This is a genomic window from Geobacter sp. SVR (assembly GCF_016865365.1).
In the GTDB taxonomy this organism is placed as follows: Bacteria; Desulfobacterota; Desulfuromonadia; order Geobacterales; family Pseudopelobacteraceae; genus Pelotalea.
The window spans coordinates 1,147,271-1,165,996 of the sequence record NZ_AP024469.1 but is presented as its reverse complement, the minus strand read 5'-3'; the positions used below and the strand labels follow the sequence as shown (position 1 = coordinate 1,165,996).

Sequence of the window (18,726 nt, the reverse complement as noted above, 5' to 3'; positions counted from 1 at the left end):
TGTCCCTCTGTATTCCAATATCTTAGAGCGGCACGGCATTCTCGGGCGCCTCCGAAATCACGCCGTCGGCCCCGCCTCATCCAGCTGCATCTCCTTGATCGCCATCTCACGCATCTTGAATTTCTGGATCTTGCCGCTGGCGGTCATCGGGTAGTTCTCGACGAAGCGTACATACTTCGGGATTTTGTAGTTGGCGATTTTGTCACGGCAGAAGGCACGCACTTCCTCTTCATCCATTGTCATGCCTTTTTTGAGGATGATCGAGGCCATGACCTGCTCGCCGTATTTACGGTCAGGCACGCCGTAGACCTGGACGTCGCTGATTTTCGGGTGGGTGTAGAGGTATTCTTCGATTTCGCGGGGGTAGATGTTTTCCCCGCCGCGGATGATCATGTTCTTGATCCGGCCGGTGATTTTGCAGTAGCCGTTTTCGTCCATGATGGCAAGGTCCCCGGTGTGCAGCCAGTTGTCGCTGTCAATGGCACGGGCGGTTTCGTCAGGCATTTTGTAGTAGCCTTTCATGACCAAATAGCCCCGGGTGCACAGTTCCCCCTGTTTGCCGGGGGGCAGTGTGGCTCCGGTTTCGATGTCGACGATTTTGACTTCCACGTCCGGCAGGGCCCGGCCTACCGTGGCCACCCGCAGTTCGATGGCGTCGTCCGTGCGGGTCTGGGTGATGACCGGTGAGGATTCGGTCTGGCCGTAGGCGATGGTGATTTCAGAGGCGTGCATGTCGGCTATGACCTTTTTCATGACTTCGATGGGGCAGTTGGAGCCGGCCATGATGCCGGTTCTGAGGCTGGTGAGGTCGAAGGTTTTGAATTGGGGGTGTTCCAGTTCGGCGATGAACATGGTGGGGACGCCGTGGACGGCGGTGCATTTTTCCTTTTCGATGGTCTGCAGGACTTTGAGCGGGTCGAAGATTTCCACCGGGACCATGGTGGTGCCGTGGGTGACGCAGGCCATGACCCCCAGCACGCAGCCGAAGCAGTGGAAGAAGGGCACCGGGATGCAGAGCCGGTCCTTTTCGGTCAGGCGCATGCATTCGCCGATGTTGTAGCCGTTGTTGACGACGTTGTAGTGGGTCAGCATGACCCCTTTGGGAAAGCCGGTGGTGCCGGAGGTGTACTGCATGTTGATGGTGTCGTGGCAGTCCAGCCCGGCTTCCACGGCGGCCAGGCGCTGGTCGCTGATGTCTTTTCCCTGGCCGATGATGCTGTTGAAGTTGAGCATGCCGGCCGGGGTGTTGTCGCCGATGAAGATCACCCGTTTGAGGTGGGGCAGTTTGGGGGTGTTCAGCTGGCCCGGCTGACTGGTGGTGAGTTCGGGGATCACGTCGTTGACGGTCTGGACGTAGTCCGAGTCTTTGAAACTGCGCACCATGAAGAGGGTGGTGGAGTCGGACTGGTTGAGGATGTATTCCAGTTCAGCACTCTTGTAGCTGGTGTTGACCGTGACCAGTACGGCGCCGATCTTGGCGGTGGCAAACTGCAGGATCACCCATTCCGGTACGTTGTAGGCCCAGATCGAGAGGTGGTCCCCTTTTTTGATGCCCATGGCCAGGAGCCCTTTGGCCACCTGGCGGCAGAGGTCGTTGAACTGGTGGTAGCTGTAGCGCAGGCCGCGCTCGGGGTAGACCAGCGCATCGTTGTCGGGATAACGACGGGCCATGTCGTCCAAAAGTCCGCCGACAGTCAAAGTAATCGGTTGCGACATGCCAAGACCTCCTGTGAAACGGGATGAAGATAGAAAGCTTACTACGATGGAACGCGGAATAGGCGGAAACAACGGATACATCCGGATCTTATTCAGATTCAAAATCCGACTATTCCCGCCTTTTCAGATTTTTCCGTGTTCCATGAAGTTGGTTTACGTGTTTTCCAGCGTCATCTCCTGGCCCAGGGCCCGCGCCACCTTGGAACCAGTGGGACGTCCCAGGTAGCTGGAGATATACAGCCCGGCCGCGATCAGCCTCGTCAGGTCCACGCCGGTCTCGATGCCCAGGCCGTTCAGCATGCAGAGCAGATCCTCGCTGGCAACATTGCCGGTAGCCCCCTTGGCATAGGGGCAGCCCCCCAGTCCGGCCACGGAGCTGTCCACCACCGATATGCCCAGTTCCAGCACCGCCAGGATATTGGCCAGGGCCTGACCGTAGGTATCGTGGAAATGGACGGCCAGCCGCCGGCGGGGCACCCGCGCCGCAACCGCCTTGACCATGGCCTGGGCCTTGGCCGGGGTGCCCCGGCCGATGGTATCCCCCAGGGAGATCTCGTAACAGCCCAGCTCCAGCAGGCGCTGGGACACGTCCGCCACCGTTTCCAGCGGCACCTCCCCCTGGTAGGGGCAGCCGAGCACGCAGGAGACATAGCCGCGCACCTTGATGGTGCGCTGGTGGGCCGCCTCCATGACCGGTGCGAAGCGTTCCAGGCTCTGGGCAATGGAGCAGTTGATGTTGTGCTGGCAGAAAGCCTCGGAGGCGGCCGTAAAGACCGCTAGCTCCCGGGCTCCGGCCGCCACGGCCGCCTCGAAGCCCTGCATGCCCGGCACCAGCACCGGATAGCTGACACCGGGGCGGCGGGTGATGCCGGCCATCACCTGGGCGTTGTCGGCCATCTGGGGCACCCATTTGGGGGAGACGAAACTGGTGGACTCGATCACGCTCAGGCCGGTGGCCGAGAGGCGGTTGATCAGTTCCACCTTGACCTCGGTCGGCACGATCGCCTGCTCGTTCTGCAGGCCGTCCCGCGGCCCCACTTCCACCATTTTCACCCGCTTCGGCACTCTCACGGCGTCTGCTCCCCATCGGCGGCAAAGGCCAGTAATTCCGCCCCCTCGTTGACCACGGCGCCGACGCTGAAGTGGATCTCGGACACCAGGCCGTCGCGTGGCGCAGCAATGGTGTGCTCCATCTTCATGGCCTCCAGGATCACCAGCGGTGTCCCCTTGGCGACCCGCGCCCCCGGTTCCACCAGCACTGCCACGATCTTGCCCGGCATCGGGGCGGTCAGCCGTCCCCCCTGATCCTCTTGTTCCCCCACATGGGCCAGCGGGTCGTGCAGCGTCAGGCGATGGCTGCGCCCCTGGATCACGATCACCAGATCGTCGTTGTGGCGCACCACCGTCGCCCTGCAGCGCGCTCCGTTCAGGTCGGCCAGGATGTCGCCGTTGTGGTCCAGGCTGCCGGACGCCATCTGCTCCCCTCCGGGAAGTTCCAGGAGGTACCCGGAAGGGCGGTAGTGGGCAATGATGCTGATATCGGTCCCGTTGTCGCGGAAGACCAGCACATGGTGGTTATCCACGTTCATACGCCAGCCGCTGGTCAGGTGCCAGGGGGACCAGGGGTCCGGCGATGCGGCTGCCGCCTGCTGCGCCTCGCGTGTGCGGCGCAGCAGCACATCCAGGCAGGCCAGGGCCAGCACCTGGTCCGTGGCCGGGCTGATCCTGGGGAACAGCGCTGTCCGGTGGCGCTCGATGAAGCCGGTGTCGAGGTCGCCGGCTGCAAAGGCGGGATGGCCGGCCAGGGTGGCCAGGAACGCCACATTGGTGGTCACGCCCACCACCTGGTATTCGGCCAGGGCCGTTGCCAACCGGCGCAGGGCACCGGTGCGGTCGGTATCCCAGACGATCAGCTTGGCGATCATCGGGTCGTAATGGATGCTGACCTCGTCCCCGGCCCGCACGCCGGTATCGATCCTGACATGGGCATTCTCCTGCGGCGTACGCAGATGCCCGAGGATGCCGATGGAGGGGAGGAAATCGCGCTGGGGGTCCTCGGCATAGATGCGCGCTTCGATTGCATGGCCGCTGATGGTCAATTGTTCCTGGCCCAGAGGGAGCGGCTCACCGGCAGCCACCCTGAACTGCCACTCCACCAGGTCCTGGCCGGTGATCATCTCCGTGACCGGATGCTCCACCTGGAGGCGGGTGTTCATCTCCATGAAATAGAAGGAACCGTCCTGATCCAGCAGGAATTCGACCGTACCGGCCCCGACATAGCCGATGGCCCGGGCCACGGCCACGGCAGCCGCCCCCATGCTGCGGCGCAGCTCCTCCGGCATGCCCGGCGCCGGCGCCTCCTCCAGTACCTTCTGGTGCCGGCGCTGGATGGAGCAGTCGCGCTCGAACAAATGCACGACATTGCCCAGGCTGTCGGCAAAGACCTGGATCTCCACGTGGCGTGGCCTGGTCAGGTATTTTTCCAGCAGCACCCGGTCATCGCCGAACCCGGACAGCGCTTCCCGTTTCGCAGCGACCAGGGCGTCGTCAAAGGCCGCCGCCTCCCCGACCACCCGCATGCCCTTGCCGCCGCCGCCGGCGCTGGCCTTGATCAGCACCGGATAGCCGATCCCGGCGGCGGCCCGAGCCAGCAGCTCCGGGTCCTGTTGTTCGCCGTGGTAGCCAGGCACCAGAGGCACTGCCGCCGCTTCCATGATCTGCTTGGCAGCGCTTTTGGAGCCCATGGCCCGGATGGCGCCGGCCGGCGGACCGATGAAGATCAGCCCCGCTTCGGCACAGGCCTCGGCGAACTCGGCGTTTTCGGAGAGGAAGCCGTAGCCGGGATGAATGGCCCCGGCGCCGCTCCTGCGGGCCGCCTCCAGGATCAGCTCCGGCCGCAGGTAGCTCTCCCGGGCCGGGGCCGGACCGATCCGCAAAGCCTCGTCCGCCAGGGACACGTGCAGCGCTTGGGCATCGGCGTCGGAGTAGACCGCCACGGTACGGATGCCGAGACGGCGGGCGGTGCGGATGATGCGGCAGGCGATCTCGCCACGGTTGGCGATCAGGATCTTGTCGAACATGGTGTTTCCTTTAGTGTGGGTGACGACAAAAGCAATGGAACGCGGATGACGCGGATTGGGCGGATAAAGGCGGATAAACCGATTTTGGGTGTAACACCTGAAGACTCAGGCTGTTTAATCCGTGTCCATCCGCTGTTTAGGCCCGCTTCTGGGTCAATCCGCGTCATCCGTGTTCCACTATGCTCAATGTGCGAGCCAATCCGGTGTGCGCTTCTCCAGGAAGGCAGCCAGCCCTTCCTGTCCTTCTCTGCTGGCCCGCCGTTCGGCAATCCGGGCGGCCGTCTCATCGATCGGGGCCTCGTCCGGCCGGCGTCCGGCCACTGCGGCGATCAGCCGTTTGGCATCGGCCATGGCACCGGGGCCGTTCTTCAGGAGCTGGCCGCACAGCTGTGCGCTGCGCTCCCAGAGCGCATCGCCATCCTCCACCACCTCGTGCACCAACCCCAGCCGGCAGGCCTCCTGTGCGCTGAACGTTTCGGCGCTCAGGAAATAGCGCCGGCAGGCCCGGGCCCCGATGGCGTCGATCACATAGGGGGAAATGACGGCCGGGATGAGCCCGAGCCTGACTTCCGACAGGCAAAAGCTGGCCTGCTTCACGGCCAGGACAATGTCGCAGCAGGCCACCAGCCCCACCCCGCCGCCATATGCCGCCCCCTGGACCAGGGCGATGGTCGGCTTGTCCAGCCCGTTCAGGGTCTGCATCAAGGTCGCCAGCCCTTGTGCATCGGCCAGGTTCTGCTCGTAGGTGTAGCCGGCCATGCGGCGCATCCAGGTGAGGTCGGCACCGGCGGAAAAGCTTGTGCCGCTGGCCGCCAAGCGCACGATGCGCACCCGTTGGTCGGCCTCCAGACGTTTCAGCTCCGCGGTCAGACCGGCTATAAGGAGGTCGTCGAAGGCATTGTGCAGCTCGGGCCGGTTCATGGTCAGGGTCGCGATGCCCCGCTGGTCGATGTTGGTAAGAATGGTCGCTTCGTTCATGAGTTAGGCACCTTATTCATAAATACAAAGCATAATGGAACACGGATGATGCAGATCAGACGGATAAAGGCGGATTAAACCTAATTACCATGTGGTTCTCCAGTCAAACCAAGCCTGCCGGTCTTTAACAAATCCGTGCAAATCCGGTCAATCCGCGTCATCTGTGGCCCATTGCTTTTCTATTTTAACATTCTTACATCCGGAACACCCCGAACTGTGTCCTTTCCGCCAGCGCATTCATGGCCGCGGAGATGGCCAGGCCCAGCACCATGCGCGTATCGGCCGGGTCGATGATGCCGTCGTCCCACAGCCGGGCACTGGCATAGTAGGGATGCCCCTGGGTTTCGTACTGTTCGCGGATCGGGGCCTTGAAGGCCTGCTCCTCCTCGGCGCTCCAGCTCTCCCCGCGCATCTCCATGCCGTCGCGTCTGACCTGTGCCAGCACGCTGGCGGCCTGCTCCCCCCCCATGACCGAGATACGCGCATTGGGCCACATCCACAAAAAGCGGGGGCCGTAGGCCCGGCCGCACATGCCGTAGTTGCCGGCGCCGAAGCTGCCGCCGATCAGGATGGTGAACTTGGGTACCCGGGCGCAGGCCACGGCCGTGACCATCTTGGCGCCATCCCGGGCAATGCCCCCTGCCTCGTACTTGCTGCCCACCATGAAGCCGGAGATGTTCTGCAGGAAGATCAGGGGAATGCCGCGCTGGCTGCAGAGTTCGATGAAGTGGGTGCCCTTGAGGGCCGATTCGGAGAACAATATCCCGTTGTTGGCCACGATGCCGACCGGATAGCCCCAGATGTGGGCAAAGCCGCACACCAGGGTGGTGCCGTAGAGCTGCTTGAATTCGTCGAACTCCGAGCCGTCCGTGATGCGAGCGATGACTTCGCGCACATCGTAGGGCTTACGGGTGTCGGTCGGTATCACGCCGTAGATCTCGGAAGGATCGTAGGCCGGGGGCAGCGGTTCGCGCAGCGCCAGGTTCGGCCGCTTGACCCGGTTGAGGTTGCCCACGATCCGGCGGGCGATGGACAGGGCGTGGCAATCGTCGGCAGCGTAATGGTCGGTCACCCCCGAGGTGCGGCAATGCACGTCGGCGCCTCCCAGGTCCTCGGCGCTGACCACCTCGCCGGTGGCGGCCCTGACCAGCGGCGGGCCGGCCAGAAAGATCGTTCCCTGGCGGCGCACGATGACGCTCTCGTCGGACATGGCCGGAACATATGCCCCCCCGGCGGTGCAAGAGCCCATCACCACCGCGATCTGGGGTATCCCCATAGCGGACATGGTGGCCTGGTTGTAGAAGATCCGGCCGAAATGATCCCGATCGGGGAAGACGTCGTCCTGGCGCGGCAGAAAGGCGCCGCCGGAATCGACCAGATAGATGCAGGGCAGGTTGTTTTCCCGGGCGATCTCCTGGGCCCGCAGGTGTTTTTTGACGGTGACGGGATAGTAGGTGCCCCCCTTGACCGTGGCGTCGTTGACCACGATCATGCATTCCTGCCCCTGGACGCGACCGATGCCGGTGATGATGCCGGCGGCCGGAACCTCGTCGCCGTACAGCCCCCAGGCGGCGAACTGGGACAGCTCCAGAAAGGGAGAACCGACATCGAGCAGCTGACGGATGCGTTCGCGCGGCAGAAGCTTGCCCCGCTCGATGTGCTTTTTGCGGGCCTTTTCGTCACCCCCCAGGGCGATGGCAGCCACCTTGCTCCGCAGGTCGGCCACCTGCGTCGCCATCACCTCGGCATTACGCCGGAAATCCTCCGAGGAGGTATTTACGGAAGTCTTGAGAATCGTCATGCAACTCTCCCGGAAAAAACATGAAAACAATCAAAGGCAATGGCCCCAAGGACCTAAAGAACACGGATCATATCTGGATTTCAGCGGATGTGTGCAGATACTATCTTCGTGATCGGTGTTTTGAATCCGCGTAGTTCTGCCCAATCAAAGTCATCCTCGGCCCATTGCAGCGTTAAGAGGTTGTTGAAATTCCCAGGTTGTTCAAAAATGGGTAGATCGTCGCACCCGCAGGAAGCCCCGCGGAGGCGTAGCAGCGCTACGCCGCACAAGAGGGCTGACGAGGACGGCGGCGAGATGCCCGTTTTTCAACAACCTTTCAATGCGGACCGGTCTCGTTGAACAGCTCCCGGCCGATCAGCATGCGCCGGATCTCGCTGGTGCCGGCCCCGATCTCGTACAGCTTGGCATCGCGCAGCAGCCGCCCGGTGGGATATTCGTTGATGTACCCGTTGCCCCCCAGGATCTGGATCGCCTCCAGGGCCATCCAGGTGGCCTTTTCCGCCGCGTAGAGTATGGCACCGGCCGCGTCCTTGCGGATGGAATGCCGGCCGCTGCAGGCGCGGGCCACGGCATAGACATAGGCCCGGCAGGCGTTCATGGTGCTGTACATGTCGGCGATCTTGCCCTGCATCAGTTGAAATTCGCCGATGGCCTTGCCGAACTGGCGACGCTCGTGGATATAGGGGATGACCACGTCCAGGCAGGCCCGCATGATGCCCAGCGGCCCGGCCGCCAGCACCGCCCGCTCGTAGTCCAGGCCGCTCATCAGCACCTTGACCCCTTCCCCCACCGTGCCGACCACATTTTCCGCCGGTACTTCGCAGTCTTCGAATACCAGCTCGCAGGTATCAGAACCACGCATGCCGAGCTTGTCCAGCTTCTGGGCCGTGGAAAAGCCCTTGAAACCCTTTTCGATCAGAAAGGCAGTGATGCCCTTGGACCCGGCATTGATGTCGGTCTTGGCATACACGAACAGAGTATCGGCATGGGGGCCATTGGTGATCCACATCTTGGTGCCGTTCAGGATGTAGCGGTCCCCCCTGCGGTCGGCCCGCAGACGCATGCCGACCACGTCCGAACCGGCGCCCGCCTCGCTCATGGCCAGGGCACCCACATGCTCGCCGCTGATCAACTTGGGCAGGTAGCGGCGTTTCTGCTCCTCGTTGGCATTGCGGTAGATCTGGTTGATGCAGAGGTTGGAATGGGCGCCGTAGGCCAGGGCCACCGAGGCCGAGGCGCGGCTGATCTCCTCGATGGCCACCACATGTTCCAGGTAGCTCATGCCCGCCCCGCCGTACTCCTCGGGTACGGTGATCCCGTGCAGCCCCAGTTCCCCCATCGTGCGCCAGAGGTCCATCGGGAAGTGGTTGTCACGATCGATATCCGCCGCACGCGGCGCAATCTCGGCCCTCGCAAAGGCCTCGACCGTTTCCCGCAGCAGATCGGCTGTTTCACCCAGATCGAAATTCAGCGTGGGATACGTATTCATGCTCAACCTCCGGCAAGCGAAAGTGATTTATACGAAAACACATCTGCCACAGAGACACAGAGACACGGAGAACTTCAAAAGACTCTCAATCAGAGGTGAATCCGTAAGGCCTGGAAGCCGCAGCGAGCGTCGTGCCGGGGCTCGATCGTCGCCGGCTCCGTTTCATGCCGGCACTGCCGCCTCACCTCCGCCGGGATGCGCCTCATGCCGGAAACGCAGGAGCAGAGGCACGGGTAGCGAGTGAAGGCTGGAAGGCCTTACGGGTTCGGGCCCAGTCTTGCGGCACGTTACCCGGTGTTACGCTTGTGTAAGCAGCGGCTTCCCATCCTGTCCATCCTGTATATCCCTGTGAATGAAGGTTTCATGTGCTTCGTCAATTCCCGCTAAATCTGGGCGCCCGTTTTTCCAGGAAGGCGTCGACCGCCTCCCGGTGATCCGCTGTATGGTGCGCCATGGCCTGAAAGGAGGCGCACAACTCCAGAAAATCGGGCAGTTCGCTGCGCTGGGCCAGCTTCAGCAGGCGCTTGGTCAAACGCAGGGCCTGGGGGGGCTTGGCAGCGATCTGCCTGGCCAGCTCCAGGGCCCGGTCCAGCAATGCCTCGGGCTCGACCACCTCCAGGAACAGCCCCATCTGCAAAGCCTCGTCCGCCTTCAGCAGCCTGCCGGTCAGGGTCAGTTCGGCGGCGCGCTGATAGCCGACCAGGCGCTGCAGAAACCATGCTCCGCCGTCGCCCGGGATGATGCCGAGATTGATGAAGGTTTCCCCCACCACGGCCCTGCTGGAGGCGATACGCAGATCGCACATGCAGGCCAGGTCAAAACCGGCACCGATGGCCGGCCCGTTGACAGCGGCAATCAGCGGAATCTCTGCACGGTGCATTGCCAGTGGTATCTGCTGAATGCCGCGCCGGTAGCTCTCCCGGATCTCCATGGCCGATCCGGCAAAGGTCCCCTTTTTCTCCTGCATCTCCTTGATGTTGCCCCCCGAGGAAAAGGCCGCTCCGTCTCCGGTGATGACCAGCACTGAGATCCCTTTTTCCCGGTCGGCCCAATCGAGCACCGCCAGAAGGTCATCCATCAGGGCCGTTCCTGTCAGAGCATTACGGACATCGTCCCGCTGAAAGGTCAGCAGTGCTACCCTGCCCTCCACCGTCAAAGCTGCATCGTTAAGCGTCGGCACGACCATAGAATTCTCCAAACACTATTACATCTCAGGCTTCGCACCAGGATCTGACATCCCTTTCTGGCGACACCCTAATATGAGCTTACGCAAGAGTCAACTTCTTTTTGAGAAAATCAAACATTTATTCTACAAAACAAAACAAATAGAATTATCGTAAGGTTATAATCATTACATCAAAAATTACCGCACCACCGTACCGCCGGTTTACGCAAAAAACATAGCCATTGATCAAACCAAACACGACGTTCTATAAATCGACTCTTTCGGGAAAAGTATTCAAACCGGCATTCTGCCCCACCAGCTTATAGATCCTGATGTCCTCCCACGGCTCATCCAGGATTTTGTCGACCGTCAGGTCATCCCACGGCTCGTCCAGGATGCCGTCATGAATCGCCCAACTCCTGCCGAGAACCGTCCGCTCCATGCCCGGCATACGGAACGGGCTGGAGCCGTCCAGCTTGGCGTGCAGCACCCCGCCCGGCCTGAACTCCCGGTTGATCTCCTCCATCATGCGCCGGCCGTTGAGATAATCGAAGCCGTAGCCTTCGTAACGGATGGCGTTGTCATAGGTCAGCGGCTCGGCCACGATCATGTCCATGCCGAGACTGTCCACGAAACGCTCGAAGCGGGCGAAGAATTCGCCGAACATTCTCAACCCCCGGCTGGTCTGGTTGGGAAAGAGCCCGGCCCGCATGGCCCTGATCTCTTCCGGGATGTTGCGCCCCAGGGTGGCAAAACAGTTGTCGTTACCGTCGGGATCGAGATCGACGTCGAAGCGGGGGGCGGCAGGATCGTTGATGATGCAGAAGGCGAGCTCCATCTGCCGGAACTGTGTATCGGCTATATCGAGAAAGAACACCGTGCGGCGGTCTTGGGGAACGCGCCTAACTTCGATGCGGGCCAGCCCCAGCCCTTCCGGGGCGATCAGGGTGACCAGCCGGTTTCCGTCGGGATCCAGGAATGTTGCGGGGGAAATCTGCAAAAGCTCGAAGATACGCGCCGGAATGATGCTGGCGTAAATGCGCTGTTTTTCAGCCGGTTCGAGGGCATTGATGTCAGCCAGGCTCGAGAGCTGGCGCCCCTGGCGCGAATGAAGTGCATCATTTCCGCTGAGTTTGCTCATGGATGCATTCTACATATTTCTCCGATACTTTCCACCCACCTCGTACAATGCGTGGCTGATTTGTCCCAGTGATGCGTACTTGACGGTCTCCATCAGCTCGGCAAAGGTGTTGCCCCCTGCCATGGCCGTCTCCTGAAGCCGCCGCAAGGCAGCCGGGGCCTTGTCGCGGTTGGTCTGCTGGAAGTCGCGCAGATTCCGGATCTGCTGTTCCTTCTCTTCCCTGGTGGCGCGGGCCAGCTCACCCGGCACCGCAACCCCCTCCTCGTCGGCCCGCGGATTACGGAAGGTGTTCACCCCCACGATCGGCAGATCGCCATTATGCTTCTTGTGCTCGTACAGCATCGATTCGTCCTGTATCCGGGAACGCTGGTACTGGGTCTCCATGGCGCCCAGCACGCCGCCGCGCTGATCGATCCGCTCGAACTCGGCCAGCACCGCCTCCTCCACCAGATCGGTCAGCTCCTCGAAGATGAATGAACCCTGCAGCGGATTCTCGTTTTTGACCAGGCCAAACTCCTTGGTGATGATCATCTGGATCGCCATGGCCCGCCGGACCGACTCCTCGGTGGGGGTGGTGACCGCCTCGTCGTAGGCATTGGTGTGCAGAGAGTTGCAGTTGTCGTAGATGGCCATCAGCGCCTGCAGCGTGGTGCGGATATCGTTGAAATGCATCTCCTGAGCATGCAGCGAACGGCCCGAGGTCTGGATGTGGTACTTCAGCTTCTGGCTGCGGTCGTTGGCGCCGTACTTCTCGCGCATTGTCACTGCCCAGATCCGCCTCGCCACCCGGCCAATCACCGTGTACTCGGGATCAAGCCCGTTACTGAAGAAATAGGACAGATTGGGGGCGAAATCATCGATGTGCATGCCGCGCGACAAGTAGTACTCCACGAAGGTGAAGCCGTTGGAAAGCGTGAAGGCCAGCTGACTGATCGGATTGGCCCCTGCCTCGGCGATATGGTAGCCGCTGATCGAAACCGAATAGTAATTACGAACCTTCTGCTCGATGAAGTACTCCTGAATGTCCCCCATCATCTTCAGGGCGAACTCGGTCGAGAAGATGCAGGTGTTCTGCCCTTGGTCCTCCTTGAGGATGTCGGCCTGGACCGTGCCGCGCACCGTCTGCAGCGTGCAGGAACGGATCTCGCCGTACTCGCTGACATTCGGCTCGCGGCCGTGGCGCTCCTTGAAACGCTCCATCTGCTGATCTATGGCGGAGTTGAAGAAAAAGGCCAGCATCATCGGGGCCGGCCCGTTGATAGTGATCGAAACGCTGGTGTTGGCAGCACACAGGTCAAAGCCGGCAAACAACTTGCGCATGTCTTCCACGGTGCAGATCGAAACGCCACTCTCCCCCACCTTGCCGTAGATGTCAGGCGGGTAGTCCGGGTCCTCGCCGTACAGCGTGACGCTGTCGAAGGCCGTGGAAAGCCGCTTGGCGTCGTCATCCTTGCAGAGGTAGTGGAAGCGCCGGTTGGTACGTTCCGGCGTGCCTTCCCCGGCGAACTGCCGCTTGGGGTCTTCTTCGGCCCGCTTGAAAGGGAATACGCCGGCGGTAAAGGGAAAATAACCAGGCGCGTTCTCCAGCATGCTCCAGCGCAGGATCTCGCCCCAGTCGGCGAAATCGGGCAGACAGACCTTGGGGATGCGGGTGCCGGAAAGTGTCGTCGTGTAGAGATCGCTTCTGATCTCCTTGTCCCGGACCTTGGTCACCAGTTGGTCACGACGGTAGGAGGCCTTCATTTCCGGCCAGTCCTTGAGAATCTGCCTGGCCTCGCCGCTCAGCCTGGACTCGTACGATGCGATACACCGGTCCAGTTCGGCCAGCGTTTCGACACCGGCCACCACCTCCCGGGTGCCGTTCAGCTGAAACAGGCGCCGGGCTACCTCGGCCTGTTCCTTGACCATCGTATGGTAGCCCCGCACGCTCTGGACGACCTCCCCCAGGTAGTGCACCCGCTCGGGAGGGATGATGTACCTTTTGAGGCTCTCCCGCTCGTCGATCATGAGGTGCGACTGCCAGCCCACCTGCGTGCGCTCATTGACCGTATCCAGCAGCGCCCGGTAGAGCACGTTGGTGCCGGGATCATTAAACTGGGAAGCGATCGTGCCGAATACCGGCAGATCCTCGTCCGTCAGGTCGAAAAAATTGCGGTTGCGGCGATACTGTTTGCGAACATTTCTCAGGGCGTCCTCGGCCCCCTTGCGCTCGAACTTGTTGATCGCCACCAGGTCGGCAAAATCGAGCATGTCGATCTTCTCCAGTTGGGTCGGCGCGCCGAACTCACAGGTCATCACATACAGGGACACGTCGCAGATGCCCACCACCCCGGCATTGCCCTGGCCAATGCCGCTGGTTTCGACGAACACCAGGTCATACCCGGCCGCGCGCACCACGTCGATGGCGTCCTGAATGGCGGCGGACAATTCGGTCTGGGAGTCGCGGGTCGCCAGGGAACGCATGTAGACCCGATTGGAATTGATGGCATTCATCCTGATCCTGTCCCCCAAGAGGGCGCCGCCGGTCCGCTGCCGGGAGGGGTCCACCGCCAGGATTGCAACACTCTTGTCGGGAAAGTCGCGGGTAAAACGCAACACCAGTTCGTCGGTCAGGGAACTCTTGCCGGCGCCGCCGGTTCCGGTGATGCCGATTACCGGCAGATCTCCGGCCATGCCCCTGATGCGCTCACGCAGCAGACCATAACCGGAGGTATGATCGTGCACCGCCTGTTCGGCCAGGGTGATCAGGGTGTTCACGGCCCGGACATCCCGCTGCGCCAGACGGTCGATCTCCGCGGATGTATCGCGCTCTAAAGCGAAATCGCACGCCTGCAGCATCAGGTTGACCATCCCCTGCAATCCCATCCTGCGGCCATCTTCCGGCGAGAAAATCTTGCAGACGCCAAACCCTTCGATCGCGCTGATCTCCTCCGGCACAATCACGCCGCCGCCACCGCCGAACACCCGGATGTGTTCCTCGCCGCGCTCCCGCAATAGATCAATGATGTACTTGAAGAACTCGACATGCCCCCCTTGATAGCAACTGACCGCTATCCCCTGGGCATCCTCCTGGACGGCAGCGGTTACGATCTCCTCCACCGAGCGGTTGTGTCCCAGGTGGATCACCTCGGCGCCCGATGTCTGCAGCATGCGCCGGATAACGTTGATCGAGGCGTCGTGACCGTCGAACAGGCTGGTGGCAGTCACGAAACGCACCTTGTTGCTGGCCAGGTAGGGCTGGGGATTGTTCATATACATTACGCCGCTCCTTCTGCTGATCCGGCATCGCAATTCCGTCATCTGCCGGACTGTTGCTGTGAGATGTAAGACGACTCGTAATCATCAAATATCTATCAACCATCGTTATTATTTGTATTCAAATTATATCTACAGCCCTTCAATAACCATCTGAGTCACTGACTATTTTTTTACGTTCTAAATCGCAACAATCTAATACGAAACATATTTGCAACATAAAATCAGAATATTGACCAAACAAACCTTCAATCTTCGCTCACACTAACCCTCGTTTACGTTCATGTCAATATTTTATAAAACATTTGTTTAATTTCAAAAAACTTTTGCTTGTAATATATGTTTTACATGCGTTATATTTCGCGCCACTCAACACAAAATGGTTTCATGTTTTAATGATAGCAAGGGAATGCCGGACCGCAATACCTTTACGTCAGGGATCAGCCCGGGCGGTCCGGGAATGAGGGCATATGCCGTGAGGGAGCGCGGGATACCCAAGCAACGACAAAGGAGGGGGAGAGTATGGGGAGTGAACGGGTTGGAACCATCGACTACAGGAATTTACCACCGCTGGACGCGGAAACGTCCGCCAGCATGTCCGAAGAGGTGAAGGTCAGCGTGGTGTTGGCGGTCATCTACTATGTGTTCCTCCTGGGCGTGACCGTCCTGAACTGGACCTCTCCGGCATTCATGAAGACCGTCCTGTGGGGAGGCATGACCATTACTTGGTTTGCGACAGCCATTGCCGCGATGTTCATGGCAACACTGATCGCCTGGCTGCATGTGCTGCACTATCAGAGCAGGGTAGCGAAATACAATAAAGACTGAAGGGGGCTCGATCCGTGGAACCTAAATATCTTTTCACCTTGATACTCCTTGCGACCATCGTCATCATCACCTTTGCCACCAAGAAATACTCAACCAGCACGGTCGACTTCTATGTAGGGGGCCGCAGCTTCGGCTGGCTGATGAACGGTTCGGCCATTGCCGGCGACTACCTGAGCGCGGCCACCTTTCTCGGCCTGGCAGGGCTGACATTCTCCCTGGGCTACGACGGGATCTTCTATACCTTCTGCTTCTCGGTCGGCCTGACGGTCCTGGCGCTGTTCGTGGCCGGCCCCCTGCGAAAATTCGGGAAGTTCACGGTCCCGGACTTTCTGGCGGAGCGCTTCCACAGCCCCCAGGCCCGCCTGATCGCGGTGATCGTGGTGCTGTCGATTTCCGGGTTCTATGCGGCGCCCCAGGTACTTGGCGGCGCACAGATCCTGCAGCTCTTCTTCGGCACCTCCTATACCTTCGGCGTGCTCCTGATCGTCTCGGTCATGATCTTTTATGTCGGCGTGGGGGGCATGAAGGGGACAACCATCAACCAAGCCCTGGAGATCTGGATCCGTTTCGGAGCATTTCTGGTGCTCCTGGGGGGCGCCATCTACATGGGTCTCAATTACGGCAAGGTGCTGGACGTGGTGCAAAACTGGTCGGGCGCCATCCCTGGGACCGCAGCGTATGCCAAGGATGGTAAGGACCTGGTCGCAAACGGTGCCAAATGGTCGTTTATCGGCGGCGGTTTCTTCAAGTCCCCGCTGGAGTGCCTCTCAATGGTGATCGGCCTGTCGTTCGGCACCATCGGACTGCCTCACATCCTGCTGCGCTTCTACACCAACCCGTCCGCCAAGGAGGCCAGGTATTCGGCCCTGTTCGCCATCGTCATTGCCAGCGTCTTCTTTGCCGTTGCCCTGTACCTCGGCGTCGTTGGCAGGTATCTGTTCATCGAAGGGGCCAAGGCAGGCAGCCTTTCTCCGGAGAATATGAAGGCCTTTGTGGTTGGCGGCACCAACATGGTCGTGCCGACCGTTTCGAACATCATCGGCGGAAAATGGCTGCTGGGCTTCGTGGTGGCCGGGGCCTTTGCCGCGGTATTCTCGAACCTGTCCGGCCTGTTCGTGGCCTGTTCCGGCGCGCTGGGGCACGACCTGTACACCCACTTCATCAACAAAACCGCCACTGAAAAGCAGAAGGTCGTGGCAGGCAAGATCTCGGTCGTCATTATCGGGGTGCTGTACGGGATACTCGGCCTGATGGTCGAGAAGGCCTCCATCGGCCATCTGGTGGGCTTAGCCTTCAACGTGGCTGCCAGCACCTTTGCCCCCATATTCCTGCTGGGGGTCTGGTGGCGCGGCATGACCGAAAAAGGGGCCATCTGGGGAATGGTAGTGGGGCTCGCCTCCTCATGCTACATGATTTTCTTCGTGAAAAGCCTGCCGGTGTGGATGCAGTGGAGGATCCCGGGACTGATCACGGTTCCGCTGGCATTCCTGACGGTTTATGTCGTCTCAAGGATCGACGGAAAGGTGCCGGCTGACGTCAATGCCTTCATGAAACAGATCCATTCCTCGGATGTAAAAGGGCTGGAGGCAGCTCCCGTCAACACGCCTGTCCCCGAACCCGCCGCTGCTGCAGCGGAGGCTTGACAGTACGCGATGGTAGTTCCGGCGCCGGCGGGATCACCCGCCAGCGCCGGCTGCCATGCATCTGACCGTCCACCAAAAGCGGTATGGAGATCGTCTCTTTACCGCTTTTGCCAGTCAAGAGCGCGAGGATCGTGTGCAGAATTCCCTGAACGACGACAACTATCACTTCATCCCGGTAGGCACAGTGTGCCGGAGTCCGGCCATCACCTGCTCCCCGCACCTGGGGCTCGTGGAAATGGCCCGGCAGATGAAGAGCGCCGACATCTCGGGCATGGTGGTGGTCGAGCACAACAAGCCGGTGGGAATCGTCACGCTGCGCGACCTACGCAACCTGATCGCCGATACCGACGGCAGGATCGACGCGCTGACCGCGGGCGATGTCATGAAGAGCGGGCTGATAACCATCCGTACCAGTGACCAGCTCTTCAAGGCCATTTTCCTGATGGCAAAACACAATATCCATCGCCTGGTGGTAATGGACGAATCGGACCGGCTGTGGGGAGTGATCACCGACACCGATCTGCTGCGGATTCAGACCCGCATCCCGCTCTATCTGGTTCAGGAGATAGAAGCGGCAGCATCCATGGACGATCTTCGCCTGATCAACGCTAAAATGTCCGGGATGCTGCACTATGCGGTCAAGACCAATGCCGATGCACACAGCCTGACGCAGCTCATCACCCATTTCAATGACACCCTCACCCGGCAGCTGATCTTTATCCTCGATTTCCACGGTGTCCGCCTTCCACCGGGAGCCGCGTTCCTTGCATTGGGAAGCGAAGGGCGCGAAGAACAGACCCTGCGCACCGACCAGGACAATGCCATTGTCTATCGGGATGACTTCACTGCTGAACAGCGGCTCGCAACACAACGCTTTGCCGACCGGATCGTGGCGGCCCTCGAATATGTCGGCGTACCGCTCTGCCCGGGCAACATGATGGCCAACGCCCCTGACTGGTGCCACAGCCTTTCGGAGTGGAAGGGGCTGACCGAGAAATGGCTTGCGGTATCAGGAGCAGAGGAAACGGTACGTTTCGGCGTGTTCCAGGATCTGCGGGTCCTGCATGGCGAACGATATTTCGAAGATGAACTGCATGACCACATAGGCGCATGCGCCCGCGCCAGCTCTATCTTCTTCCCCTGCATGGCGCGCAACATCGCGCGCTTCACACCTCCGATCGGCATGTTCGGCCGCTTTCTGGTAGAAAAAAAGGGTGAGCGGCGCGGAACACTGGACCTAAAAAAAGGGGGACTTTTCGCGCTCGCACGGGGAGTCAGCCTGATCGCACTGGAAGCGGGCATCATGGGAGGAACGACGTGGTCGAAACTGGAACGGCTCCAGCCCCTGCAGCTGATTTCGGGCCAGGACCTGGAGAGCATCCGGGATGCCTTTTCTTTCCTGATAAGGCTGCGCCTGGAGCGGCAGCTGACTGCCCTGGCATCGGGAAAGCAGCCGAACGACTCGGTCGATCCGCTCGACCTGTCGGAGTGGGAACGTGAACAGCTTCGCACTGCCCTGAGGGGTGTCGAAACGCTGCACAAGGTGCTGGCCAGTCGCTACCTGACCGCATGATGCGGGAATCTCTCCGCCTCCTGCCCGCATGATCGAATATTTTCGTCAGCACGTGAC

General features: G+C 60.6%; 12 protein-coding genes. 3 read left to right on the top strand and 9 right to left on the bottom strand.

Going from position 1 to position 18,726, the window contains the following annotated elements:
• Positions 1-57 precede the first annotated feature (57 nt).
• From GSVR_RS05400 to icmF, 9 genes are all read right to left on the bottom strand, one after another.
• A complete protein-coding gene (locus GSVR_RS05400) occupies positions 58-1,716 on the bottom strand; it encodes an AMP-binding protein (RefSeq protein WP_203978803.1) in 1,659 nt (552 codons plus the stop codon).
• 153 nt (positions 1,717-1,869) lie between these two features.
• A complete protein-coding gene (locus GSVR_RS05395) occupies positions 1,870-2,787 on the bottom strand; it encodes a hydroxymethylglutaryl-CoA lyase (protein WP_173201408.1) in 918 nt (305 codons plus the stop codon).
• Positions 2,784-4,796, bottom strand: a complete 2,013-nt coding sequence (locus GSVR_RS05390; RefSeq protein ID WP_173201410.1) for an acetyl/propionyl/methylcrotonyl-CoA carboxylase subunit alpha — start codon at positions 4,794-4,796, stop codon at positions 2,784-2,786. The genes GSVR_RS05395 and GSVR_RS05390 overlap by 4 nt, the downstream gene beginning before the upstream one ends.
• 183 nt (positions 4,797-4,979) lie before the next feature.
• The gene (locus GSVR_RS05385) at positions 4,980-5,774 is read right to left on the bottom strand and encodes an enoyl-CoA hydratase/isomerase family protein (protein WP_173201412.1); all 795 of its coding nucleotides are present in this window, start codon (positions 5,772-5,774) and stop codon (positions 4,980-4,982) included.
• A gap of 193 nt (positions 5,775-5,967) precedes the next feature.
• Positions 5,968-7,575 (bottom strand): carboxyl transferase domain-containing protein, encoded by a 1,608-nt coding sequence (locus tag GSVR_RS05380; protein ID WP_173201414.1) that lies wholly within the window; start codon positions 7,573-7,575, stop codon positions 5,968-5,970.
• Positions 7,576-7,891: 316 nt separating this feature from the next.
• Positions 7,892-9,064 carry an isovaleryl-CoA dehydrogenase gene (locus GSVR_RS05375; protein WP_173201416.1) on the bottom strand — a complete coding sequence of 391 codons (1,173 nt, stop codon included), beginning with the start codon at positions 9,062-9,064 and terminating at the stop codon, positions 7,892-7,894.
• A 373-nt stretch (positions 9,065-9,437) separates the two neighbouring features.
• Complete coding sequence (locus tag GSVR_RS05370) at positions 9,438-10,250, bottom strand: crotonase/enoyl-CoA hydratase family protein (protein ID WP_173201418.1); 813 nt, start codon at positions 10,248-10,250, stop codon at positions 9,438-9,440.
• Positions 10,251-10,494: 244 nt separating this feature from the next.
• Positions 10,495-11,370, bottom strand: a complete 876-nt coding sequence (locus tag GSVR_RS05365; protein ID WP_173201420.1) for a hypothetical protein — start codon at positions 11,368-11,370, stop codon at positions 10,495-10,497.
• Positions 11,371-11,379: 9 nt separating this feature from the next.
• Positions 11,380-14,628 (bottom strand): fused isobutyryl-CoA mutase/GTPase IcmF, encoded by a 3,249-nt coding sequence (icmF, locus tag GSVR_RS05360; protein ID WP_173201422.1) that lies wholly within the window; start codon positions 14,626-14,628, stop codon positions 11,380-11,382.
• A gap of 519 nt (positions 14,629-15,147) precedes the next feature.
• Between icmF and GSVR_RS05355 the strand changes: the two genes are divergently transcribed.
• The 3 genes from GSVR_RS05355 to GSVR_RS05345 all read left to right on the top strand — a co-directional run bounded on the left by GSVR_RS05355 (position 15,148) and on the right by GSVR_RS05345 (position 18,669).
• Complete coding sequence (locus GSVR_RS05355) at positions 15,148-15,453, top strand: hypothetical protein (RefSeq protein WP_173201424.1); 306 nt, start codon at positions 15,148-15,150, stop codon at positions 15,451-15,453.
• Between the two features lie 14 nt (positions 15,454-15,467).
• Positions 15,468-17,096, top strand: a complete 1,629-nt coding sequence (locus GSVR_RS05350) for a cation acetate symporter (protein ID WP_203978801.1) — start codon at positions 15,468-15,470, stop codon at positions 17,094-17,096.
• Between the two features lie 133 nt (positions 17,097-17,229).
• Complete coding sequence (locus tag GSVR_RS05345) at positions 17,230-18,669, top strand: putative nucleotidyltransferase substrate binding domain-containing protein (protein WP_173201425.1); 1,440 nt, start codon at positions 17,230-17,232, stop codon at positions 18,667-18,669.
• Positions 18,670-18,726 lie beyond the last annotated feature (57 nt).

Bases quoted from the DNA above. Each gene is read 5' to 3' on its own strand.
- GSVR_RS05390 (WP_173201410.1), bottom strand. From the start codon at position 4,796: ATGTTCGACAAGATCCTGATCGCCAACCGTGGCGAGATCGCCTGCCGC.
- GSVR_RS05365 (WP_173201420.1), bottom strand. From the start codon at position 11,370: ATGAGCAAACTCAGCGGAAATGATGCACTTCATTCGCGCCAGGGGCGC.
- GSVR_RS05355 (WP_173201424.1), top strand. From the start codon at position 15,148: ATGGGGAGTGAACGGGTTGGAACCATCGACTACAGGAATTTACCACCG.
- GSVR_RS05385 (WP_173201412.1), bottom strand. From the start codon at position 5,774: ATGAACGAAGCGACCATTCTTACCAACATCGACCAGCGGGGCATCGCG.
- GSVR_RS05375 (WP_173201416.1), bottom strand. From the start codon at position 9,064: ATGAATACGTATCCCACGCTGAATTTCGATCTGGGTGAAACAGCCGAT.
- GSVR_RS05400 (WP_203978803.1), bottom strand. From the start codon at position 1,716: ATGTCGCAACCGATTACTTTGACTGTCGGCGGACTTTTGGACGACATG.
- icmF (WP_173201422.1), bottom strand. From the start codon at position 14,628: ATGTATATGAACAATCCCCAGCCCTACCTGGCCAGCAACAAGGTGCGT.
- GSVR_RS05380 (WP_173201414.1), bottom strand. From the start codon at position 7,575: ATGACGATTCTCAAGACTTCCGTAAATACCTCCTCGGAGGATTTCCGG.
- GSVR_RS05370 (WP_173201418.1), bottom strand. From the start codon at position 10,250: ATGGTCGTGCCGACGCTTAACGATGCAGCTTTGACGGTGGAGGGCAGG.